This window comes from Pelagibius sp., assembly GCF_028281305.1.
Lineage (GTDB): Bacteria > Pseudomonadota > Alphaproteobacteria > Kiloniellales > Kiloniellaceae > Pelagibius.
On record NZ_JANQKD010000016.1, the window covers coordinates 167,407 to 189,637 of the forward strand.

A 22,231-nucleotide genomic window follows, 5' to 3' on the forward strand; every position below is an offset into this window, starting at 1 on the left:
AGACATTTCCACGCAGAGCGAAGCGCCCGGAGCAGCCGCCGGGCCGTGACAGAGGTATGAGGACAGGGATGACGAGCCCAGGAATGAACGGCGCAGAGCGGCACCGCTGCAGCACTGCAGTTCCCGATCGGGAACGCGACACAACCAAAGATGCGGACAAATCCATCGACCTGGAGCGAGTTGTCTGGGATCCGGAGTACAGGATGGCGGTGCGCCATCTGTTCAGGCCGGCAAAGTAGAGTCCTAGCCAACCACGGAAAGCCCGCAATCACCCCTCGGGGTTAGCCGCCGCTGGCGGTCTCTGCCTCGATCCAACCCAGGAAATCCGCATTGCCGCCGGTGATCGGCAGGACGGTGACGCAAGGGCAGTCATAGCTGTGCTGTGCCTTCACCGCCTCGATCAGCGCAGGCACTTGGCGGTCCGCCGTCTTGAGCAGGAGGAGGCTTTCCTCACCCTCCTGCACGTCCCCGTCCCACCAGAAGATCGGCACGATCCTTGGGACGATATTGGCGCAGGCGGCCAGGCGCTCCTTAACCATGGCGCGTCCGATCGCCTGGGCTTCAGCAAAGGTACCGGTCGTCACATACACCAGACAGGCTGCCACTGCGGGCTCTCCCGATTCGCAATTTTTCTGCTGCTACGCTAGCATAGCGCGACCATAGGAGAGAGAGCATGGCCGACTTGTCCCCCACGGCCCAGGCGCTCGAACGCAGGCGGCGGCGCGTCCGTCCAACGGTAACGCAGCTCGCGTGGTTGCGGCGCGGCCTCGATCAGGCCGGCGGCAAACTGCCTCTGTTCGATCACTACGGGCAGCGATACGACAGCCGCACCATCCGCAGCTGCATCGAGCAAGGCTGGGCCGAGCCCTGGTTCGACAATCCGACCAAGCCGGACTGGCTCGTCTGCAAGCTGACGGAATCAGGCCGCAAGGCGGCCGGGTCCGGCGACGCCGCCGGTGATGCAGCAGCGCGGGATCTGGTGGAAGACCTCTTTTGCTGAGGCTTCCATGAACGGTGAGGTGAAGCCCGCCCGGACGCGGAGGCGCTAGCGGATCTGTTTACGCCAGCGTTCGATGGTGTTGGCAACGAAACCGTCGAGGCCACGCTCGGCCTGCCAGGTGTCCGAGAAACTGGCGGTATCGCTCTGTGGACGCTTGCCTTCGGGCAGGTCGTCGAAACGGATGCGCATCGGCAGGACCGCACCCTCACCCACCACCACCGCCTGCTGGTTGCGCAGGGCCGGCAGGCTGGCGAGCATGCCTTCCGCGCTTTCCGGCAGGGCATGGCGCACGAAGTCCTGATCTTTCTGATTGCCCATACGCAGCGCGAAGAGCGTGCTGCACTGGGAGACAATGGTCTCTGACAGCTCGGAGGGCCGCTGCGAGACAAGCCCGAGAGAGAGGCCGTACTTCCGCCCCTCCTTGGCGATGCGGGAGATCATGCGGCGGGTCGGCTCAAAGCCGTTGTTTTCGTCCTCGGGAATGTATCGGTGTGCCTCTTCGCAGACCAAAAGGACCGGTACCGCGGACTCGCGCTCGCTCCAGACCGCGAAATCGAAAAGCGTGCGGCAGAGCAGCGAGACGACGACGTCGACGATTTCCGAAGGCACGCCGGAGAGATCGAAGGTGGTGAGCGGCTTGCCGTCAACCGGCACCCGGATAATCCGCGCCAGGACCTCCGGCAGGGTATCTTTCACCGAAAGCCCCGAGAACATAAAGGCGTAGCGGCGGTCGGCCCGCAGGTTCTCGATCCGCGAACGCAGCCGAAGATAGGGCTTTGCCTGCTCCGCCTTTTGGAGCTGGCCCATGGCTGCCTCGATGTTCTGCAGCAGCGCGCTCAGCGGATAGGGCGCGGGCGTATCGACGGTCAGATGACGGCCCTCGTCCTCGCTGCCCGCAGTCGCCCGCTTCGCCATAAGGATCGCGTCCTTGAGAATGAACGACTCGGCCGAGCGGTTGATCTCGTCCCGGCTGCACATCACTTCGACCATTTCCTCGAAGTTCAGCAGCCAGTACGGAAGCTGGAGGTTCTCCGGCGTCACCACCTCGGTCAGGCCCTGGAAGGCACTGGAGTACTCGTTGTGCGGATCCAGCAGCACCACATGCCCGAAGGGATGTTCGGAGAGAATGGCATGCAGCACGGTCGCCAGGGCGCAAGACTTGCCGGAGCCGGTTGTGCCGAGGATCGCAAAGTGCTTGCCGAGGAGATCGTCTGTCACCAGGTAGGCCGGCATGGTCTGATCCTGATGCAGCGATCCAACGCGCACATTGGACGCCTTGGGGCGTTTGTAGATCTGCTTCAGTTCGGCAGAGGTCGCGGCCATGATCGGGTCGCCAAGTCCGGGGTAGATCGACACGCCGCGCAGCAGATCGAAGCCCTCTGCGCCGGCGCCGTCCTGCCGGACGTACTCGCCGAAGAGATCGATCTCCACGACCCATTGCTCGCCGAAGGACGGCGACGGCGATGGGTTGCCGGTGGAAAGCGACGAGACGATGCCGAACGCGACCGAGCGGGCGGTCGGCATTTTCACCAGGGCGCCGATCTGGACCGCCTCGTTCAGGCGCGCCGAGGCATCCGGGTCCGGCCCGACGGAAACCAGGCTGCCCATGATCTTGGAGCCCGTCACCGAGACGATATGGCCGACTTTCAGCCCGTCCGCCGCCTCACTCTGTGCCCCCTCCGGGGCGGGCACAATGTTCTCAGCCGTTTGCATGCCACCTGCTTTCCCGCATGAGCCCTGGCAGAGGGCCAGATCGCGCAGAATCATTGCAGCCAGACGTTAAGCAATGGCGAAGACCGGATTTTTAGGAAGAGCCCCTAACCCATCGGCATTTAAGGATTTTAAACCACAGCAGCCCTAGCATGGCTCCGATCCGGCCTGCTTGGTTAACGCCGCCTCTGCTGAGCGGCCGGGCGGGTTCCAGAAGCGTGGAGTGCGCTGTCATGCGCCAGAAAAGCAGCCGCTTTGGCGGTTTCGTCATCGTCCTCACCGGCCTCGTCAGCCTCTCGGGCTGTCAGGCGATCTATGACGATACCAAGGGCTGGGCCAACCGGTTGGAAGCCTCGGTTCTGAAGGCCGCGGAAGACCTGTCGAAGGGAGAGGCACCGCCAAGCACCCAGGACAGCAGTCTGGAATGGGTGGCCGAGGACAGCGAGCGCCACGGCACCGTCGACAGCGGTGTGATCGATCAGACCGCCGCCGGCATGGTCGCCGGGGCGGAACCGGCGGCCGGGCCCGAGGCCGACGAAAGCACGTCCGCAGCCACCCCGGGACCACACCTCAAGGAGGCGCCGGTCACGCCTGCGGGCGCTGCGATTGCCGACCCCACCGGTCCGGCAGGCGTCAGCGACACTGTACCCGCCGCGAACCCAGCCCCGGTCTCCACGGCGGCAATCGACCCCACGGGCCCGACCGGCCCAGATTCCGGTTCGAACTCAGCCCAGAAGACTGCACCGGCAGCACCCCTGCGCAAGCCGGCCCGTGCCGCCGCAGATACGCCGGCGGCTGCAGCGGCCAAGCCCGAGGACAGGGACGAGAAAGCCGGCGATCTGGTCGCCCATCTCTCCTCCCTGCGCTCGAAGGAAGCCGCCAATAAAGAATGGCAGTCTCTGAAGAAGGCCTTCCCCGCGGAACTCGGCCGTTTCGGTCCGGCCATCACCAAGACCGAGATCGCCAAGCGCGGCACCTTCTACCGCGTACTGGCAGGTCCGCTCGCGTCAAAGAAGGCGGCGCAGGATCTCTGCGCGGCACTGAAGGCCAAGAAGCAGTATTGTCAGGTCATGAAGGCGCCGAAGTCAGCCGCCGGTCAGCCGCCCGAGGGCGACGGCAAGAACTCCTCCGTACGCCCGGTGACGTAGTAGGCCAGCAGCCCCACCCATTCACGCAAAGCCAGAGACGCCATAGTCAGCGAACTGCCGGGTCCCCGCGGCCAAGCCAGCCTGTCCGGATGGGTCCTGAAGTCGACCGGATGCGGGATCACCGAAAGACCGGCGGCGCGGAAGCTCGCAACGGCCCGCGGCATGTGCCAGGCCGAGGTGATCAGCAGCCAGGGCCTGGCGTCATCGCCGGCAAGCCCGGCGCTGAGGCGCGCGTTCTCGGCTGTATTGCGGGATTTGGCTTCGAAGCGGACCTGTGCCATGGGAAGCCCCTGCTGCTCGAACAGCAGCCGGGTGATCTGCGCTTCGTTCAGTCCGCGCGGTACCAGGCGTCCGCTGAACCCGGAGACTATGAGCGGGCGATCGCTCATGGCGCGGTGCAACGCCATGGCAGCGGTCAACCGTTCCGCATTGCTGTTGAGGGCGACCTGTCCGCGCGCAGCAGCAATTTCGCCATCGTCGGTGGCTCCGCCAAGAACAATGATGCCTGCCACCGCGGGCCCCGACGCTGGTTCCGCGAAGCGGTTCTCAAGGGTCCGGAGCAGGAGCTCGGGCACCGGCGTTGCCAGGATCAGCACGGCGTAAAGGGCAAGCAGCAGGCCGGCACCGAGGCTCCAGCGGCGCCATCCGATCGCGCGAAAACCCAGCCAGGCAAACAGGAGAATCAGCAGCGCGTTCAGCGGCTTGAGCACGAACCACACTATCTTGGAAAGGAAGAAAAAGCTCATATCTCTCTGATTATAATGATTTTTCTCTTCCGATCCGGTGCCCACTCACGGCCCGGAGCAACAAAAAAAGCCGCGCCTGACGGCGCGGCCCTTTCGAAGTGATGGTCGGAGCGGCAGGATTTGAACCTACGACCCCCACACCCCCAGTGTGGTGCGCTACCAGGCTGCGCTACGCTCCGACAGGTGTTCTTCGCGCCCGAAAGCGCGGGCTTTGTATAGCGAGCGGCAGGGCCGAAGGCAATGCTTGCCTGCCGGCCTCAGCCAGCGCGCTTGTTGGCGCTCTTCAACAGATCCCGAAGCTCGCTCAGTTCGGCTATGATCTCGTTGATTTCCTGCGCTTTTTGGCCATCGAGCCCGCCGGACGCGGGGGCGGCTGCCGGTTCGGCCGCAGCGCCGTCGTCCTTCGCCCGCCCCTCGCGCAGGAGCTTCTGCACGCCCTTGATGGTATAGCCCTCGCTGTACAGCAGATCGCGGATCCGCTTGAGCAGCGCAATATCTTCGGGCCTGTAGTAGCGCCGCCCGCCACCACGCTTCAGAGGGCGAACCTGACTGAACTTGCCCTCCCAAAAGCGCAGGACGTGCTGGGGCACATCCAGCTCTTCGCTGACCTCGCTTATGGTCCGAAAGGCTGACGCTGACTTACCGGCGGGGCGACTGGCTTGCATTCTGACCTGGGAAAATCCTGCTGGTGACTGCGTTAATGGGAAACCTCGTGACCGACACGGCTGAGGGTATCGTTGATCCGATTCTTCAGGACGTGAGAGGCGCGGAACACCAGGACCCGTCGCGGCAGAATCGGCACCTCTTCCCCGGTTTTGGGATTACGGCCGATCCGCTCCCCCTTCTCGCGAACCGAGAAGCTGCCGAAAGACGAGAGCTTCACCATCTCTCCGCGGACAAGGGCGTCCGAGATCTCATTCAACACCGATTCAACCAAATCCGCCGACTCGTTGCGGGACAAGCCGACCTCCTGATAGACCGCCTCGCTGAGATCAGCCCTCGTAATCGTCCCTCCTGCCATTCCCCCCTCCGTCGAAATGCTAAGTTTGAAAAACCTTAGCGCAACGTCATTAAGCGGTCAATTATGCAGGGAATACCGTGGGATGCGACTAATTTTTGACGCAGCTTGAGAAGCAGGCTTCAGATCGGCGGAGAGCCGGCGCGAATCACCAGCGCAGCAGGGCGGAACCCCAGGTAAAACCGCCGCCCATGGCCTCCATCAGCAGCAAGTCACCGCTTTGGATACGCCCATCGCCCACCGCCTCGGTGAGCGCCAGGGGAATCGATGCCGCAGAGGTGTTGGCGTGGCGGTCGACGGTCACCACGACACGGTCGCTCGGCAGATTCAGCCGCCGCCCCATGGATTCGATGATGCGGATATTGGCCTGGTGCGGCACCAGCCAGTCGACGTCGCCGGGCGTCAGGCCGTTGGCCTCAAGGGCCGCATCCACCGCCTCGGCCATCCGGACAACGGCATGGCGGAAGACCTCCCGCCCCTCCATCCGCAGATGGCCGACAGATTGGGTAGACGAAGGGCCGCCGTCGACATAGAGCGCGTCGTGATGGCTGCCGTCGGAATAGATGTGGGTGGAGAGAACGCCGCGGCCGCTGCCATTGGCGCTGGCGGCGGCCTTGTCAGCCTCCAGCACCACAGCGCCGGCGCCATCGCCGAAGAGCACGCAGGTCGAGCGGTCCGTCCAGTCGAGAATACGCGAGAAGGTCTCGGCCCCGATCACCAGAGCCTTTTTCGCCTGGCCGACACGCAGGAAATTGTCGGCCACTGAAAGGCCGTAAACAAAGCCGCTGCAGACCGCCTGCACATCGAAGGCCGCGCCCTGGGGAACGCCGAGCCTGTGCTGGATCCGGGTTGCCGTGGCCGGGAAGGTTTCGTCCGGCGTCGAGGTGGCGCAGACAATGAGGTCGATCTCCCCGGCCGCCACGCCGGCCGCATCCAGCGCGTCACGCGCCGCAGCGACTCCGAGATCGGAAGTCATCTCGCCCTCCGCAGCGATGTGGCGCTGACAGATGCCCGTGCGCTGGCGGATCCATTCATCGTTGGTTTCGACGCGCTCGGCGAGCTGGGCGTTGGTGACGATTTGCGCGGGCAGATAGGCCCCACAGCCGGTGACAAGGGATCGGTACATCACTAGACCGCGGCCACCTGCGCTTTGTCCGGCCCGCGATCCAGGAGTGCGAGATCTGAACGAATTTTTTCGATAATGCCGTGACGGTGCATGTCCACGGCAACGCCGATGGCGTTGGCGAAGCCGAGTGCGTCGGTTCCACCGTGGCTTTTCACCGCAATGCCGTTCAGGCCCAGGAACATCGCGCCGTTGTAGCCGCGGGGATCGACGCGCTTACGCAGCTTGCGCATCGCCGGCCGGGCAAGCAGGTAGCCGAGACTGGCCAGGACCGAGGAACGGAAGGTGTGGCGCATGTATTCGTTGATCAGCTTTGCCGTCCCCTCTGCCGTCTTCAGGGCGACGTTCCCGGTAAAGCCATCGGTGACGATCACGTCGGCCGAACCCTTGGCGATATCGTCGCCCTCGACAAAGCCCAGGAACTCCCCCGGCAGCCCGCTCGTCTTCAGGATTCCGCTGGCCTCATGCAAGGACTCGTGCCCCTTGGTGTCCTCGGAGCCAACATTCAACAGAGCGTAGCTGGGCTGCAACAGCCCCAGCACAGAGCGGGCAAAGGCGTTGCCCATTACGGCGAAGTCCACCAGGTTCTCGGCATCGCAGCTGACATTGGCGCCGAGATCCAGCATTACAGATTCGCCGCGCATGGTGGGAAAGAAAGACGCGATCGCCGGGCGGTTGATCCCTGGCAGGGTCTTCAGGACGAACTTGGCCATCGCCATGAGGGCGCCCGTGTTGCCGGCAGAGACGACACAGTCTGCCGCGCCTTCCTGGACCGCATTGATCGCCAGGCGCATGCTGGACTGGCGCCCCGACCGCAGTGCCACGGAGGGCTTTTCCTCGCTGCTCACCACATCGTCGGTATGGTGCAGGGTGGTGACATCCTTCAAACGCCGCTTGCGCTCGAGCAGCGGCGCGATGTCCGCCTTGCGCCCGAACATGGCGAAGCGCACCTCGGGAAAACGCTCCCGCGCGATGTCGGCGCCGCGCACGACCATGCCGGGGGCAGCATCACCCCCCATGGCGTCAAGCGCGATGGTTAGAGCCTTGCCCATCGGCTAGCCTGCGACCGTCAGACCGGAGCGGCCCGGGCGCAGCATCTGAGGAGCCTCAGAGGCTCTCCGCGTCCGCAACTTCGCGTCCATCATAGAAGCCGCAGGCGGCACAGACGTGATGGGGCCGCTTCAGCTCGCCGCAGTTGGGGCACTCGTGATAGCTGCTTGCAGCCAGGGCATCGTGCGCCCGGCGGTTGTTCCGCCTCGATCGGGTCACCTTACTCTTAGGAACAGCCATTTCTCTCTTCTTTCTTCGTAACGCAAAGCCGCCGAATTCAGCGACTACTTAGCCAATCCGCGCCTCATCAGCAAGCAATGCCGAGACAGCATCTCAGATAGAACTTAACCTATTCTTTACCCTTCAGCACCTTCAGAGCGGCGAAGGGATGGTCTGCCGGCCCCTCGTCTTCCGCTTCAAAACCGGGGGGCAGGACCGCGTCCTCGGATCTCGGGTAGGGATCAAGCGATACAGCCAATTCCTGGACCACCAACTCCCCAAGATCGATGCCCTCCGGCGGCAGCGGCTCCGGCGGGTCCTCGCCCTCCGGTTCCACCACGATCTCCTGAACCGCTTCCGACCGCTGTCCCGCCTCATGGTTTGAGGTCAGAAAAGAGGCCTGAAACTGCCCTTCGACGGCCTGGCACACCGGATCCAGCGTCACCACGCAGGCCTGCGTGATCTCAGCGCGCCAGTCGCAGCTTACCAGTACCAAACCACCCAACCCGCTGCGAATCCGGCAGCTGGCGGACAGGCAATCGAGGCCGAGGAGCCCAAGCCGATCCTGCAGCAGGACCCTCTCCTGCGCGGTTGCTTCGATCCGCTCCTCGATTGCCCGGGTGCCAAGGCGCTCCGGACCCACGATCCTTGAAAATTCGCTTCCCGCTTCTGCGGATGGTCCGCCCACGGCAGTTCTCCGCCTCCAGCCTCGAAAAGCGGCGCACCATAGGGGCTGGACCGCGCCGGGTCAATCCCTTAGAGAGCCCCTGAAATCCTAGGCTTTCCGCCCTTCTTCAGATCTCAGGGGGCACGAATCCCACGGTGCCGCCGCGCAGCTCGACACCGGGCTGGCGCTCCAGCGCTTCGACCTGGAGCCGCACGTATCCAAGCAGCTCCTGCGGATCGACGGCAGCCTCGGGCACGGTGCCATAGGCATTGCGGATCAGTGCGGCCTTAAGAGCCTCTTCGCCCTCGGGAAAGCCCTCCGCCAAGGCCGCCTCGTAGCTGGCCAGGCGCCCCACGAAGCCTTCGGCCATGCGCTGCACCCGCTTACCGACACCCAGGTCGCCGGCGCCCATTTCCCGCAGGGAACGGTCCATGTCCGCATAGAAGACCTCTTGCAGGGACCCTGCGAGCCCCTCGCCTTCCGGGAAATCCCGCTTCAAGCGCCGGAGAACCAGCACAAGGTGCAGAACGATCGACTCAAAGCGTCCGTCGACGCTGTCCGGGACGCCGTAGTCGCGGAACAGAGCCGGCTGGCGCGCCGTCTCAACCACCTGACGATAAAGCGTCCAGGCCATATCCTCCGCGGGATCCGGCTTCAGAAGTCGCTTAAAAAACATGATTTTGCCGTCCCGCTGCGCCCCGATAGCGGTTGCGCTCTTGCCCGGTCCTTGCCATTAAGGTCTTGAAATGGCACCAGCGCCGGGTTTAATCAAGTCATTCGGGGACTAATGAGGGGTTTACCGTGACAGTCACCAAGGAGCAGAATCTGCGCCGTTGGCGCTTTGCGCTGCCCGCCGCCACCGTCTGCGCCGCCTGCCTGGCCCTGACCGCCTGCAGCAATGCCGTGCAAGTGCGCGGCAACATGCCTGATATGGAGGAAGTCTCGGAGATCGAGCCCGGCGTCCACAGCCGCCAGGACATTGTCGACATGCTGGGCTCTCCGTCGACCGTTTCCACCTTTCAGGACCGCAAGTGGTACTACATCGGACAGAAAACGACGGAATTCGCCTTCATGAAGCCGGAAGTCGTCGACCGCAGCGTGCTGGTCGTCACCTTTGACGAATCGGGCTACGTCGACCAGACGGCGCACTACACCCTGGACGACTCAAATGAGATCGAACCGGTCGCCAGGACGACCCCCACCGAGGGACGCGACCTGACGCTGCTGCAGCAGCTCTTCGGAAACCTCGGGCGCTTCGGCGGTACCGGGTCAAACTAGCCTCTCACCAACGCGCCACACCTCTGCGGCTCTGAGAGCCAGCAAAAAGAAAAGGCCCCGGAACGGCGTTCCGGGGCCTTTTGCTTGGAAGCTCTCTGCCGGTTAGTGAGCCAGGAAAGCCAACAGCAGCAGAGCGACGATGTTGGTGATCTTGATCATCGGGTTCACAGCCGGACCGGCCGTATCCTTGTAGGGATCGCCAACGGTATCGCCGGTAACCGCGGCCTTGTGGGCTTCAGAGCCCTTGCCGCCATGGTTACCGTCCTCGATGTACTTCTTGGCGTTGTCCCAGGCGCCGCCGCCGGCGGTCATGGAGATCGCCACGAAGATACCGGTGACGATGACCCCCAGAAGCATGGCGCCGACGGCACCGAGCGCCGCGGCCTGGCCACCGATCGCCAGGACGACGAAGTAGACCACCACAGGTGACAGCACAGGCAGCATCGAGGGGATGATCATCTCCTTGATCGCCGCCTTTGTCAGCAAGTCGACACAGGTGCCGTACTCCGGCTTGCCGGTGCCCTCCATGATGCCGGGGATTTCCTTGAACTGTCGACGTACCTCGATCACCACCGACCCCGCGGCACGGCCCACCGCAGTCATGCCCAAGGCCCCGAAGAGGTAAGGCAGCAGACCGCCGATGATGAGGCCCACGACCACGTAGGGGTTGGAAAGCGAGAAGTCGACCGCGCCATCGAGCTGGATCGACCCATCGGCGACGAAGAGCTCGAGGTCGGATGTATACGCGGCGAACAGCACCAGCGCACCGAGGCCGGCGGAAGCAATGGCGTAACCCTTGGTCACCGCCTTGGTGGTGTTGCCAACCGCGTCCAGCGCGTCAGTGGTCTTGCGGACCTCGTCGTCCAGTTCCGCCATCTCGGCGATGCCGCCGGCGTTGTCGGTCACCGGACCATAGGCGTCGAGAGCAACGACCATACCGGCCAGCGCCAGCATGGTCGTCACCGCGATGGCGATGCCGAGCAGACCCGCGAGCAGGTAGGTGGTGATGATGCCGGCGCAGATGATAAGCGCCGGGATCGCCGTGGCCTCCATCGAAATCGCCAGCCCCTGGATCACGTTGGTGCCGTGGCCGGTCACCGAAGAGGCGGCCACCGACCGCACCGGGCGGTACTCGGTGCCGGTGTAGTACTCGGTGATCCAGATGATGGCGCCGGTGACGACCAGGCCGACGATGCCGCAGATGTAGAGGTCGAGACCGTCGAAGGTGACCCCGGCTGCGGTCATGGTCGTGTCCATGCCGACGATATAGTCGGTCACCGGCCAGAGACCGATGGCCGACAGGACTGCCGATGCGATGAAGCCCTTGTAGAGCGCGCCCATGATGTTCTGCGACGCGCCCAGCTTCACGAAGAAGGTACCGATGATCGAGGTGACGATGCAGACCGCACCCACCGTCAGCGGGTAGACGACAAGCGAGGAGATGTTGGGATCGCCGACGGCGAAGATCGTGGCGAGCACCATCGTGGCGACCACGGTCACCACGTAGGTCTCGAACAGATCCGCCGCCATGCCCGCGCAGTCGCCGACGTTATCGCCGACGTTGTCGGCGATAACGGCGGGGTTGCGGGGGTCGTCTTCGGGGATGCCCGCTTCGACCTTGCCGACCAGGTCGGCGCCGACGTCGGCACCCTTGGTGAAGATGCCGCCGCCCAGGCGCGCGAAGATCGAGATCAGGGAGGCGCCGAAGCCAAGGGCCACCAGAGCGACCGAGATATCGCGCTCGCTCACGCCCATCTCAAGCAGAACCACGTAGTAGCCGGCGACCGACAGCAGCGCGAGCCCGGCCACCAGCATGCCGGTGATCGCACCGGCGCGGAAGGCGATGGAGAGACCCTCTGCCAATCCCTTGCGCGCTGCTTCCGCCGTGCGGACGTTGGCGCGGACCGAGACGAGCATGCCGACGTATCCGGCGACACCGGAGAGAACGGCGCCGATCAGAAACCCGATCCCGTCCGCCCAGCCCAAAGAGACGCCGAGCAGGACGAAGATGACGATACCGACCAGGGCAATCGTCCGGTACTGGCGATTGAGGTAGGCCTGCGCCCCCTCCTGCACCGCACCGGCAATCTCCTGCATCCGTGCATTTCCGGCAGAGGCCGAGAGAACCGACCGGGTGGCCCAAACGCCATAAACAATGGCCAGCCCACCGCAGACGAGCACCAAGATCAACTCGATTGACATATGGAATCCCTCAAGATGGAAAGCCCGGTTCGACGACGGGAACCGGGCGCAAAGACTCTGCTGCGAAGCAGCAGCACCCCGAAATCGCGCGGAAAATGCCAGAATCCCCAGGGTATGGCAACCGCTACTCAACCGCTTTCTTGGGGCAAATTTCGCCCGCTGGAGGTCGCCGAATCCGGTTCAGCAGGGTGGAGCGGGGGGATTCACGCGCTGGCGCGCTGGCGGACCAGCCAGAGCGCAGCCGTCGCCGCCGCAAGGATCGGCAAGATGACGCTGACGTTGAGGATCTGCCAGCCCAAGGCGTTGAAGACCGCGCCGGAGGCCAGGGCCGTGAAGGCCGTGGTGCCGAAGACCATAAACTCGTTGAAGGCCTGCACCCTGGACTGTTCCTCAGGCCGGTAGGTCTCGGTCAGAAGGGTCGTCGCACCCACGTACATGAAGTTCCAGCCGACACCCAGCAGCACCAGCCCGCCCCAAAACTGCAGCACCTCCACACCGGTCAGGTTGACGGCAACGCAGGCCAAGATCAGCAGCGCTCCAATCGAAATCACCCGCAACACCCCGATTCGCTCGATGATGTGGCCGGTGACGAAGGACGGGGCATACATGCCGACGACGTGCCATTGAATGACGAAAGCCGCCGTCTCGAAGGGGTGCAGGCAGGCCACCATGGCCAGGGGCGTCGAAACCATGATCAGGTTCATCGAGCCGTAGGCCACCATGGCACAGAGGACAGCGACGATCAGCGACGGCTGAGCAAGAATCTCGCGCAGCGGCCGCCCTCCCCCGCCTGTCCGGCGGCCGGGCGCCGGCGGCAGGTCGATAAGCTGGACCAGCGCCAAGCCGATAAAGGCCAGGACTGCAATGGCCGCATAGCCGCCGGCGAAGAGGATCGGCGCAAAAAGGTCCTGGCTCCATTTCGCCAGCTCGGGACCGAGGATGGCCGAGGCGACGCCGCCGACCATCACCAAAGAAATGGCGCGGCTGCGCAGCTCCGGGCCGGCCACCTCTGCGGCGGCGAAACGGTAAAGCGCCACGTGGGCCGCGAAAGCGCCGAGCAGTGCCGCACCTACACAGAACATCGAGAAGCTGCCGAGAATGACCGCCTGACAGGCAACCACCCCGCCGGCAACGCCGAGCAGTCCCCCAATAGTGAAGCCGACGCGGCGCCCGAAACGCCCCATCAGGAGGGAGGCAGGGATCGTGGAGGCTGCCGTCGCAATGAACTGCAGCGCGAGCGGAAAGGTCGCCAGGGAGGGGTCGGGCGCAAGGCCATTGCCCACCAGCGCGGTGATGGTGATCGACAGCGCAAGGCAGCTCATGCCCAAGGCCTGGCAGATGGCCAGCAGAGCGACGTTGCGCATCACGGGGCCGCGCTGGGTGGTCGAGGCTTCATGCATGGCGACAGTCTAGCCGCAGACGGCAGAATGACGAGACCCGATAGATGGCCGGTCCTGCGCGCAATCGCCGCATCCGCCAGTCTGCGGTTCAACCTGACGCTCAGGCCCGGTTCGGCTGCCGCCTTTCGAGTTCCCGCAGCAGGACATCGGCCACCACACCCTCTCCCAGAAGCCGGTCGCAGAGAGCGAGCAGCCGCTTGCGGACCAGAGGAGATTCGAAGCCGGTTTGGCGCACGATCCGCATCGCAAAGAGGGCATGCATTTCATGCAGGAAGGCATCGCGCAGCCGCGCCATGTTGCGGTCGGTGATGTCCTGGTCCCAGGTGTCGTAGAGCTGCAGGGTCAGCTGCATCGTTATGTGGTGCGTGACCTCCCCTTCCTGGATCAGGGAGATGATCAGCGGCCGCAGCGGGACGTAGGCAGGTTCGGGCTTGCTGATCTGTGAGATCAGTTCTTCGGTCTTGGCGGCGCCGGGCCCCATGAGGAACCACCAGGCCCCGCCGCCCGCGCCGAGCAGCAGGACCACTGCGACCACTATGAGAATGACAATTCGCACCAGACCCGTTCCAGCCCGCAGTCGACAAGCTCAAGTCTCTGTCATAGGGCCGGCGGGTAAAGATGGTGTTAAGCATTAAGGTATTGATAAGACTTTAGAAATGGGTCCACCCGGCAGACTCGAGCCGGACCTCCCGGCCCGCTGCATCCTGGACCGAAAGACCTGGCTCCCTGCGGGCCCGTCCAAGGCGGGTCAGAGGCACAGAGAGTTCCTTTGCCAGTGCCGTCAGGGCATCACCCCGGTCGGCAGCAGCGCCGAAGAGCAGCTCGTAGTCGCCGCCTCCGGAGAGCAACCCGGCCCGCGTCTCACCCGTTTTCCGCAATGCCTCCTCGGCAGCATCGCTGACCGGAAGGTCCGCCATGCAGACAACCGCGCCGAGCCCCGAACCGCTCAGCAGGTGTCCCAGATCCTGGGCCAGACCGTCGGAAACATCGATCGCTGCCGTGGCCAGACCGCGGTCCAGCAGCGCCCGGCCAAGATCGACGCGCGGATCCGGACAGCGGTAACGCCGAACCAGATCGTCGCGCGCGGCAGCCGACAGCCCATCGATCTCACCCCGGAGCACCCGCAGCCCGAGGTGGGCGTCGCCCAAGGTTCCCGAGAGATAGAGATCGTCGCCCGGCTTCAGCGAGCTGCGGTCGAGCACGCCGGGGCCAGTGAGCGAACCGAAGGCGGTCAGGCTGAAAGTCAGAGGGCCCGGCGTCGCCGTCGTATCTCCCCCCACGAGCATGACGCCATAGCGCACCTGATCGTCCGCCAGGCCTGCGCAGAACGCCGCCAGCCAACGCTCCTCGGTATCCGCCGGCCAAGACGCTGACAGCAGGTAGGCCATGGGCTCGGCGCCCATCGCCGCCAGATCCGAGAGGCTGACGCGGAGCAGTTTCTTGGCGACGGTCTCCGCCGGATCATCGGGCAGAAAGTGGCGGCCGGCGATCATGCAGTCCACGGTGGTGACCAGCCGCGCGCCGGGTTCCAGCGACAGCACGGCAGCATCGTTCTTCAGCGAAAAGGAGCCGGCAGCGTCCCCGGCCAAGGGCGCCAGATAGCGCTCAATGACCGCAAACTCCCCTGAGATCCGAGACACCGGCGCCGTCCCCGGCGCTTCAGGTGATGTCCGGCAGAGCCGCTGCCTCGCCGAACTCCTCCGCGCGCAGCACATGCGCCAGGCGGTCAAGCATGCCATTCACAAAGGCGGTCTCCTGACCGTCGAAAAAAGCGTTCGCAAGGTCGACGTATTCTGAAATCACCACTCGCGCCGGTACCTCCAACCGCTCGGAGAGCTCGAACGCGGCTGTCCGCAACAGCGACAGCAGCAGGATTTCCACACGCTCGATGGTCCAGTCCTCATCGAGAACCGCCGCCAGCATATCGTCCAGATCGTCGGTCTGTGCCGAAACGCCCTCCACCAGCTGCGACAGGAGCGGCCTGTTGACGCTGGCGTGCTTCAGGCCCTCCAGATCCTCCTCGACCCGATGCTCGAGAAACTCCGCAATCACCTCAGCGGGGGGGTTCTTGTTCAAGCTGATCTGATAGAGCGCCTGAACCGCGAGCAGCCGCGCCGCACTGAGCCCGGAAGGCCGGCGCCGGCCGGACTTGCCGGCGGAAGGGTTTTGCGAGCTTTTGGCCACCTGGAAGCGATCCTGGGTCCGGTCTTAGGGTGGAGACGAAGCGTTCAGCGAGGATAAAGGTGGAAGTGCCGCTTCACGTCAAGCATTGCAAGGCAGGCGGCCGCCGCATCCCCGCCCTTATTCTTTTGGCCGACATCCGCACGGACCCAGGCCTGCTCCATGGTTTCGCAAGTCAGGATTCCATAGCCAAGGGCCAGGGTGTGGCGGCAGGCCAGATCCTGAAGCGCGCGAGCGCTCTCGGTACAGACGTAATCATAGTGGGTGGTTTCGCCGCGAATGACACAGCCCAAGGTCACGTATCCGTCGAAGCGGCGGCGGCCGGCAAAGAAGTCCATCGACTTCACGGCCATCTGGATGACGGCAGGGATCTCAAAGGCGCCCGGCACCTCGACCCGCTCGTGGGTGACGCCGGCCGCATCCAAGGCCGCGCTGGCGCCGGCGTAGAGGGCATCGGCAATATCGCTGTAGAAGCGCGCCTCGACCACGAGGATGTGGGGCCTGTCGTCCATCGGACCGCTCATTCCGCTCCTTCCTCGTCTGGCTCAATCCGCCGCTGGCCAACAACCCTGAGACCGTAGCCTTCCAGGCCGACGATGGTGCGCTTTGTGTTGGACAGCAGAACCATGTCACGCACCCCCAGGTCCAGGAGGATCTGGGCGCCGACACCGTAGTCCCGCAGTTCACCTCCTGCCTTGCGCTTGCCCTCCAGCCGCGACTGCAGGGAGGCCGAAAGCGCATCGGCCGAGGGCTCGCGGATGAGCACGACAGCGCCGCGCCCTTCCTCGCCGATGATCCGCATGGCCTGCTGCAGGTCGCCTGCCTTGCCGCTGGCGCTGTCGCCCAGAATGTCGTCCAGCACGTTGATGGCATGGACGCGCACCGGTACCGGATCGGGACCGGAGAGATCCCCCTTCCAGATGGCGACATGCTCGGCGTAGTTCACGGTGTTGACGTAGACGGCCAGCTTGAACTCGCCACCGAAACGGCTCTCGAAGCGGCTTTCCAGCCGCCGCTCGATCAGCGAGTCGTGCTGGCGCCGGTAAGAGATCAGATCGGCGATGGTGGCGATCTTCAAACCGTGGCGCTGGGCAAAGGCGATCAGGTCGTCGCGCCGCGCCATGGTGCCGTCGTCGTTCATGATCTCGCAGATCACGCCGGAGGGGTTGAGCCCCGCCAGGCGCGCCAGGTCGACCGCCGCTTCCGTATGTCCGGCCCGCACCAGGACACCGCCATCGCGGGCCATCAGCGGGAAGATGTGGCCGGGGGTGGCGATGTCTTCGGCGCCCTTGTTGGGGTCGATCGCTGTCGCCACCGTATGGGCGCGGTCCGGTGCCGAGATCCCTGTCGTCACACCTTCCGTCGCTTCGATCGACGCGGTGAAGGCGGTCTGGTGGCGGGACTCGTTCTTGCGCGCCATCAGCGGCAGGCCCAGTTCCTCGATCCGCTCGCGCGTCATCGAAAGACAGATCAGGCCCCGGCCATAGCGCGCCATGAAGTTGATCGCGTCCGGCGTGGCCATCTGCGCAGGGATAACCAGATCGCCCTCGTTCTCCCGCGACTCGTCATCGACCAGAATGAACATCCGGCCGTTGCGCGCCTCCTCGATCACTTCCTCAATCGGCGAGACCATCTCGCCAAAGGTGAGCCGCCAGGGCTCCTGCGACTGTTCCATCTAAAGCCTTCCGTCCAGCAGGCGGTGAACGTAGCGCGCAAGCTGGTCGATTTCCAGGTTCACGCGGTCGCCGGCCTGCTTGCCGCCGAGTGTCGTGGCGGCCGCTGTGTGGGGGATCAGATTGACCCCGAAGCGGCGCCCGTCCACCTCGTTGACCGTCAGGGAAACACCGTCCAGGGCAACCGAGCCCTTCGGCGCGATGAACTTGGCCAGATCGGCCGGCACTTCGAAGGTCAGGCGCAGCGACCCCTCCTCGGGCAGGCTTGAGACAACCTCCGCGACGCCGTCGACATGGCCGGAGACCAGATGCCCGCCAAGCTCGTCGCCCATACGCAGGGAACGCTCGAAGTTGACCGGCATTCCCGGCCGCCACTCGCCCAGCGTCGTCTTCGACAGGGTTTCGCCGGAGACGTCCGCCGCGAACCATCCCGGCCCCTTGTCGACCACCGTCAGACAGGCACCAGAGCAGGCGATGGAGGCGCCGAGGTCGATGCCGGCCGTGTCATAGGCCGTATCGAAGGTGAAGCGGGCGTCGGCCCGCTGCTCAACCGTGCGGAGGGAGCCAAGGTCGGTAACGATTCCGGTAAACATAAAGCCGATCTTCTTTGCCTTGCGCCAGGAGCTTGCGCCGGTGGCCATGGGGGCGCTGCCGGATCAGTCGGCCGAGCGCAGCCTCTCCAGAACGTCGCCGTCCAGCGCGGTCCGTGATGACTGGATGAACTGGGGCGCTTCGTCAACCCTGTCAACACCAAAGCTTGCCAGGGCCGGCACCCCGTCCCCGCCGATGACCAGGGCCGCGCGGAACCAGGCCAGGCGGTCGACCAGGCCCTGGCGCAGCAGCGCCGCCCCCAGGTGGCCGCCGCCTTCGACAAGAAGGGTGTTCACCCCGCGCTCGGCCAGGCCTTTCAGGACGTCCTCCAGCGCGCAGTGGCCAAAGGCATCCTTGCCGACCTGAAGCACCTCGACGCCCGCATCGGCATAGGCCCGCAGGCGCTCCGCGGGGTTGCCGTCGTGGGTGATCAGCAGCGTCGGCGCCTCGGCCGCGCGGGCAACCAGATCGTGGGTCAGCGGCAGCCGCAGTCGGCCGTCGACCACCACCCGCAGCGGCGAGCTTCGCTCGAGACCGGGCAGACGCACGTCCAGCCGCGGGTTGTCGAGAACGGCGGTGCCGCTGCCGACTAGAACCGCATCGGCCCGCGCGCGCAGCAGATGGGCGCGGCGGCGCGACAGCGGCCCGGTAATCCACTGGCTGTGGCCCTTGTGGGTGGCGATGCGGCCATCCTGAGAGGTGGCCAACTTCAGCGTAACGTCAGGGCGCCCCCGCAGCAGGCGGGAGAAGAAGCCGGCATTGAGATCCCGGGCGGCATCCCCGCAGAGGCCAAGGTCGACGGCCACCCCCGCCTCGCGCAGCCGGGCCAGACCGCGCCCGCTGACCCGAGGATCCGGATCCTCAACGGCAACCACTGCTCTGGCGATCCCGGCCTCGACCAGAGCCTCGGCGCAGGGCGGCGTGCGCCCATGGTGGGAACAGGGCTCCAGCGTGACATAGGCCGTCGCACCGGCGGCCCGACCCTGCGCACGGTCCAAGGCTTCGGTTTCCGCATGGGGGCGGCCGCCGGGCTGGGTCCAGCCGCGGCCGACGATACGGCCCTCCCTGACCAGCACACAGCCGACGGCAGGATTGGGGGCGACCGATCCGAGGCCGCGGGCGGCCAAGCCCAGGGCGGCCTCCATGAAGGCCCTGTCCTGGTCCTGGCCCTGGCTCCTCGTCTGGCCCTGGATTTGGCGGTCAGTCGTCTCCGTCACCGAGCTTGCCAACGAACTCCTCGAAGTCGCGTGCCTCGCGGAAGTTCCTGTAAACCGAGGCGAAGCGCACATAGGCCACCTGGTCGAGGTTGGCCAGCGCATCCATCACCAACTCACCGATCAGCTTGGTCGGAATCTCCGATTCGCCGGAGGACTCCAGGCGCCGCACCATACCGTTGACCACCCGGTCCAGACGGTCCGGGTCGACCGGGCGCTTCTGCAAAGCCAGCGCCATGGAGCGCATCAGCTTGTCCCGGTCGAACGGCTCGCGCTTGCCCGTCGACTTGACGACGGTCAGTTCACGCAGCTGGACGCGCTCGAAGGTGGTGAAACGGGCGCCGCAATTGGGACACTGGCGCCGCCGCCGGATCGCCGAGTTGTCTTCGGTAGGTCTGGAATCCTTAACCTGCGTGTCCTCGTTACCGCAAAACGGACAGCGCATACCTCCCCCTCTCTCTGGCCCTTCTTTGTGGTCTTATTTCCCGGGCAGCGCACCGCTGCCGGACAGGCTTTCCGCCGCCGACCTTGTCCCCCGCCGCTGACACCTAGATGTCCATATCGGGATAGATGGGGAAGCGTGCGCAGAGCGCGCGGACGTCTTCGCGGACCGCCTGCTCCACCTGGCCGTTGTCCTCCCCGTTCGCCGCAAGCCCGTCGAGCACGCGGCCGATGAGGGCGCCCACCGTCCGGAACTCCTCGGCACCGAACCCACGGGTGGTCGCCGCCGGCGTCCCCAGGCGGATACCGGAGGTGACGGTCGGCTTCTCCGGGTCGAAGGGAATGCCGTTCTTGTTGCAGGTGATACCCGCCCGATCGAGGCTCTCCTCCGCGACGTTCCCCGTCAGTCCCTTCGGACGCAGGTCGACCAGCATCAGGTGCGTGTCCGTTCCACCGGTCACGATGTCGAAGCCTTCCGACATCATGGCTTCGGCGAGCACTTTCGCATTGTCGGCGACCCGCTGGGAGTAGGCCTTGAACTCGGGCCGCAGCGCCTCGCCGAAGGCCGCGGCCTTGGAGGCGATCGCGTGCATCAGCGGCCCGCCCTGGAGACCGGGGAAAGCAGCGGAGTTGATCTTCTTGCCGAGGTCCGGATCGTTGGAGAGGATCATGCCGCCGCGCCCTGCCCGCAGCGTCTTGTGGGTCGTTGTGGTGACCACGTGGGCATGGGGCAAGGGGCTGGGATGGACGCCGCCGGCAACCAGGCCGGCGAAATGCGCCATGTCGACCATGAAGTACGCGCCCACCTTGTCGGCGATCTCGCGGAAGCGCGCGAAGTCGATGAAACGCGGATAGGCAGAGCCGCCGGCGATAATGAGCTTGGGCTTGCGCTCCTGCGCCAGGCGCTCCACCTCGTCGAAATCGATCAGGCCGTCCTGCCGGCGCACGCCATACTGTACGGCGTCGAACCACTTGCCGGAGAGGTTGGGCCTGGCGCCATGGGTCAGGTGGCCGCCGGCTGAGAGCGCCATGCCCATAATGGTGTCGCCCGGCTGCAGCAGGGCCAGAGCCACGCATTGGTTGGCCTGGGCACCCGAGTGGGGCTGAACGTTGGCGAACTCGCAGCCAAAGAGCTGCTTGGCCCGCTTGATCGCCAGTTCCTCGGCCACGTCGACGTATTCACAGCCGCCGTAGTAGCGCCGTCCGGGATAGCCCTCGGCGTACTTGTTGGTGAGAATGGAGCCCTGCGCCTCCAGCACCGCCAGGGAAACGATGTTCTCTGACGCGATCAGCTCGATCTGCTCCTGCTGCCGGCGCAGTTCACCGCGAATGGCCTCGGCAAGCTCCGGGTCCGTTTCGATCAAACGGGCGGAGAAGAAGGTATCCTGCTGCGGCAGGGTTTCAGCGGCATTGGCAGCGGTCATTGCGCTCGCGTCTCCTGGCGGAAGGGGATTCAACCCAGTTTGGTCACCCGCCGGGCGTGGCGGTCGCCGGCGAACTCGGTGTTGAGAAAGGTGTGCAGGCAATCCTTGGCCACGACCTCGCCGATCAGGCGCGCGCCCAGGGCCAAGACGTTGGCGTCGTTATGCTCCCGGCAGAGCCGGGCCGAGGTTTCGTCATGGCAGAGGGCCGCGCGGACCCCCGGATGCCGGTTGGCGGCGATGGAGATCCCGATTCCGGTGCCGCAGACCACGACGCCGCAATCGGCCTTGCCGGAGGTCACGGCCTCCGCCACCGCCTTGCCGAAGTCGGGATAGTCGACCGACGTGGAGGCGTCTTTCGTGCCCAGGTCCGACACGTCGTAGCCGGCACTCCGCAGCTCGTCCACCAACTTCGCCTTGAGGTCAAAGCCAGCGTGATCGGCCGCAATTGCGATCGATTTCGGCACCATGGTCCTCGGTTGCCCATCCAGTCCGGAAACCGGCGGACCCTACCATATGTCGCCGTCACGTGAAAAGCCGCCACAAGGTCTCGCGGCGGCGTAATCTGTGGATTCGATGTCGCCTGGGCGCCAAAGGCGCCGAAGTGTCGCCTGGGCGCCAAAGGCGCCGAAGTGTCGCCTGGGCGCCAGAGACGCCGAGACAGAGTACTGACGGAACGGACTAGGCGATCAGGCCGCCGCGCTGGCCGTCGGCCCGTTTCTTGAGGACGTATTCGAGCTTCCGCGCCGCCAGGCGTTCCAGTTCGACCTGCCCGGCCGAGGGCGGCCCGACAATGGACACCTCGGCCGAGGTCATAGTGTCGACGGCGGAGACCTTCACGTAGCCTCCCACCCTCTGGAACTCGAAGATGATTTCGCGGGTCTGTTGCATGGATGCATTCTCAATCATTTATAGCAAACAAACCCTTAACACCGCTTCATGTCTTCATGATGACAACAGATCCGGGCTCTTCAATGCCTGCACACAATCGCATGCTCACACTTCCGGGACTCCTTCGCAGGCGGCTTTCTGGCCCCGGGGATCTGCGCTATATCTGAACTCATAAGACTTCCCCCGATGGAAAAGGACCGATATCCCATGTCCCAGGCCGCTGCCACAGCGGGGCCCGCCCCCGGCCCCTCCTCCTCC

General features: G+C 65.0%; 26 protein-coding genes and 1 tRNA gene. 3 read left to right on the forward strand and 24 right to left on the reverse strand.

Annotated features, from left to right (window positions below; genetic code table 11):
• Window positions 1-281: 281 nt before the first annotated feature.
• The gene (gene cutA / locus Q0982_RS04795) at window positions 282-605 is read right to left on the reverse strand and encodes a divalent-cation tolerance protein CutA (protein ID WP_299392340.1); all 324 of its coding nucleotides are present in this window, start codon (window positions 603-605) and stop codon (window positions 282-284) included.
• 68 nt (window positions 606-673) lie between these two features.
• Here cutA and Q0982_RS04800 point away from each other — a divergent pair, with 68 nt between their 5' ends.
• Complete coding sequence (locus tag Q0982_RS04800; protein ID WP_299392343.1) at window positions 674-1,000, forward strand: hypothetical protein; 327 nt, start codon at window positions 674-676, stop codon at window positions 998-1,000.
• A 45-nt stretch (window positions 1,001-1,045) separates the two neighbouring features.
• Here Q0982_RS04800 and Q0982_RS04805 read toward each other — a convergent pair whose 3' ends face one another.
• Complete coding sequence (locus Q0982_RS04805) at window positions 1,046-2,713, reverse strand: ATP-binding protein (RefSeq protein ID WP_299392345.1); 1,668 nt, start codon at window positions 2,711-2,713, stop codon at window positions 1,046-1,048.
• A gap of 230 nt (window positions 2,714-2,943) precedes the next feature.
• On the opposite strand from Q0982_RS04805, the gene Q0982_RS04810 reads away from it, so the two are divergent.
• Window positions 2,944-3,858: an SPOR domain-containing protein gene (locus Q0982_RS04810; RefSeq protein WP_299392348.1), complete on the forward strand. Its 915-nt coding sequence runs from the start codon at window positions 2,944-2,946 to the stop codon at window positions 3,856-3,858.
• On the opposite strand, the gene Q0982_RS04815 is transcribed toward Q0982_RS04810, so the two are convergent.
• The 9 genes from Q0982_RS04815 to Q0982_RS04855 form a co-directional block, all read right to left on the reverse strand.
• Window positions 3,807-4,649, reverse strand: coding sequence for a YdcF family protein (locus Q0982_RS04815; protein ID WP_299392349.1), 843 nt, complete (start codon window positions 4,647-4,649; stop codon window positions 3,807-3,809). The genes Q0982_RS04810 and Q0982_RS04815 overlap by 52 nt on opposite strands.
• A gap of 57 nt (window positions 4,650-4,706) precedes the next feature.
• Window positions 4,707-4,783, reverse strand: a tRNA-Pro gene (locus Q0982_RS04820).
• Between the two features lie 78 nt (window positions 4,784-4,861).
• Entirely contained in the window at window positions 4,862-5,269 is a 408-nt protein-coding gene (locus Q0982_RS23790; protein ID WP_322096949.1) for a MerR family transcriptional regulator, read from the reverse strand.
• Window positions 5,270-5,301: 32 nt separating this feature from the next.
• Window positions 5,302-5,625, reverse strand: coding sequence for an integration host factor subunit alpha (locus Q0982_RS04830; RefSeq protein ID WP_299392352.1), 324 nt, complete (start codon window positions 5,623-5,625; stop codon window positions 5,302-5,304).
• 145 nt (window positions 5,626-5,770) lie between these two features.
• Window positions 5,771-6,751: a beta-ketoacyl-ACP synthase III gene (locus tag Q0982_RS04835; RefSeq protein WP_322096950.1), complete on the reverse strand. Its 981-nt coding sequence runs from the start codon at window positions 6,749-6,751 to the stop codon at window positions 5,771-5,773.
• Window positions 6,751-7,797, reverse strand: a complete 1,047-nt coding sequence (gene plsX / locus Q0982_RS04840) for a phosphate acyltransferase PlsX (protein ID WP_299392357.1) — start codon at window positions 7,795-7,797, stop codon at window positions 6,751-6,753. The genes Q0982_RS04835 and plsX overlap by 1 nt, the downstream gene beginning before the upstream one ends.
• A gap of 55 nt (window positions 7,798-7,852) precedes the next feature.
• On the reverse strand, window positions 7,853-8,035 hold the full coding sequence (gene rpmF, locus Q0982_RS04845) for a 50S ribosomal protein L32 (protein WP_299392359.1): 183 nt from the start codon (window positions 8,033-8,035) through the stop codon (window positions 7,853-7,855).
• Window positions 8,036-8,144: 109 nt separating this feature from the next.
• On the reverse strand, window positions 8,145-8,702 hold the full coding sequence (locus Q0982_RS04850; RefSeq protein ID WP_299392362.1) for a DUF177 domain-containing protein: 558 nt from the start codon (window positions 8,700-8,702) through the stop codon (window positions 8,145-8,147).
• A 106-nt stretch (window positions 8,703-8,808) separates the two neighbouring features.
• Window positions 8,809-9,357, reverse strand: a complete 549-nt coding sequence (locus Q0982_RS04855) for a ubiquinol-cytochrome C chaperone family protein (protein WP_299392364.1) — start codon at window positions 9,355-9,357, stop codon at window positions 8,809-8,811.
• A 125-nt stretch (window positions 9,358-9,482) separates the two neighbouring features.
• On the opposite strand from Q0982_RS04855, the gene Q0982_RS04860 reads away from it, so the two are divergent.
• Entirely contained in the window at window positions 9,483-9,959 is a 477-nt protein-coding gene (locus Q0982_RS04860) for an outer membrane protein assembly factor BamE (RefSeq protein WP_299392367.1), read from the forward strand.
• Window positions 9,960-10,061: 102 nt separating this feature from the next.
• Here the strand turns inward: Q0982_RS04860 and Q0982_RS04865 are convergent, their stop codons facing one another.
• The 13 genes from Q0982_RS04865 to Q0982_RS04925 form a co-directional block, all read right to left on the reverse strand.
• Complete coding sequence (locus tag Q0982_RS04865; RefSeq protein WP_299392369.1) at window positions 10,062-12,161, reverse strand: sodium-translocating pyrophosphatase; 2,100 nt, start codon at window positions 12,159-12,161, stop codon at window positions 10,062-10,064.
• 203 nt (window positions 12,162-12,364) lie between these two features.
• Complete coding sequence (locus Q0982_RS04870; RefSeq protein ID WP_299392372.1) at window positions 12,365-13,561, reverse strand: MFS transporter; 1,197 nt, start codon at window positions 13,559-13,561, stop codon at window positions 12,365-12,367.
• A gap of 100 nt (window positions 13,562-13,661) precedes the next feature.
• Window positions 13,662-14,117: a flagellar basal body-associated protein FliL gene (gene fliL, locus Q0982_RS04875; RefSeq protein WP_299392374.1), complete on the reverse strand. Its 456-nt coding sequence runs from the start codon at window positions 14,115-14,117 to the stop codon at window positions 13,662-13,664.
• Window positions 14,118-14,211: 94 nt separating this feature from the next.
• A complete protein-coding gene (gene thiL / locus Q0982_RS04880) occupies window positions 14,212-15,201 on the reverse strand; it encodes a thiamine-phosphate kinase (RefSeq protein WP_299392377.1) in 990 nt (329 codons plus the stop codon).
• A 19-nt stretch (window positions 15,202-15,220) separates the two neighbouring features.
• Window positions 15,221-15,745, reverse strand: a complete 525-nt coding sequence (gene nusB, locus Q0982_RS04885) for a transcription antitermination factor NusB (protein ID WP_299392379.1) — start codon at window positions 15,743-15,745, stop codon at window positions 15,221-15,223.
• Between the two features lie 44 nt (window positions 15,746-15,789).
• Complete coding sequence (locus Q0982_RS04890; RefSeq protein WP_322096953.1) at window positions 15,790-16,254, reverse strand: 6,7-dimethyl-8-ribityllumazine synthase; 465 nt, start codon at window positions 16,252-16,254, stop codon at window positions 15,790-15,792.
• A gap of 8 nt (window positions 16,255-16,262) precedes the next feature.
• Window positions 16,263-17,417, reverse strand: a complete 1,155-nt coding sequence (gene ribB / locus Q0982_RS04895; protein WP_299392385.1) for a 3,4-dihydroxy-2-butanone-4-phosphate synthase — start codon at window positions 17,415-17,417, stop codon at window positions 16,263-16,265.
• Window positions 17,418-18,008 (reverse strand): riboflavin synthase, encoded by a 591-nt coding sequence (locus tag Q0982_RS04900; RefSeq protein ID WP_299392416.1) that lies wholly within the window; start codon window positions 18,006-18,008, stop codon window positions 17,418-17,420.
• Between the two features lie 63 nt (window positions 18,009-18,071).
• Window positions 18,072-19,223, reverse strand: coding sequence for a bifunctional diaminohydroxyphosphoribosylaminopyrimidine deaminase/5-amino-6-(5-phosphoribosylamino)uracil reductase RibD (gene ribD, locus Q0982_RS04905; RefSeq protein WP_299392388.1), 1,152 nt, complete (start codon window positions 19,221-19,223; stop codon window positions 18,072-18,074).
• Complete coding sequence (gene nrdR / locus Q0982_RS04910) at window positions 19,207-19,665, reverse strand: transcriptional regulator NrdR (protein WP_299392391.1); 459 nt, start codon at window positions 19,663-19,665, stop codon at window positions 19,207-19,209. Before nrdR ends, ribD begins: the two co-directional genes overlap by 17 nt.
• 103 nt (window positions 19,666-19,768) lie before the next feature.
• Window positions 19,769-21,085: a serine hydroxymethyltransferase gene (gene glyA / locus Q0982_RS04915; RefSeq protein ID WP_299392393.1), complete on the reverse strand. Its 1,317-nt coding sequence runs from the start codon at window positions 21,083-21,085 to the stop codon at window positions 19,769-19,771.
• 29 nt (window positions 21,086-21,114) lie between these two features.
• Window positions 21,115-21,552, reverse strand: a complete 438-nt coding sequence (gene rpiB / locus Q0982_RS04920) for a ribose 5-phosphate isomerase B (RefSeq protein ID WP_299392396.1) — start codon at window positions 21,550-21,552, stop codon at window positions 21,115-21,117.
• A 211-nt stretch (window positions 21,553-21,763) separates the two neighbouring features.
• Complete coding sequence (locus tag Q0982_RS04925; protein WP_299392398.1) at window positions 21,764-21,973, reverse strand: serine hydroxymethyltransferase; 210 nt, start codon at window positions 21,971-21,973, stop codon at window positions 21,764-21,766.
• Window positions 21,974-22,231: the final 258 nt, after the last annotated feature.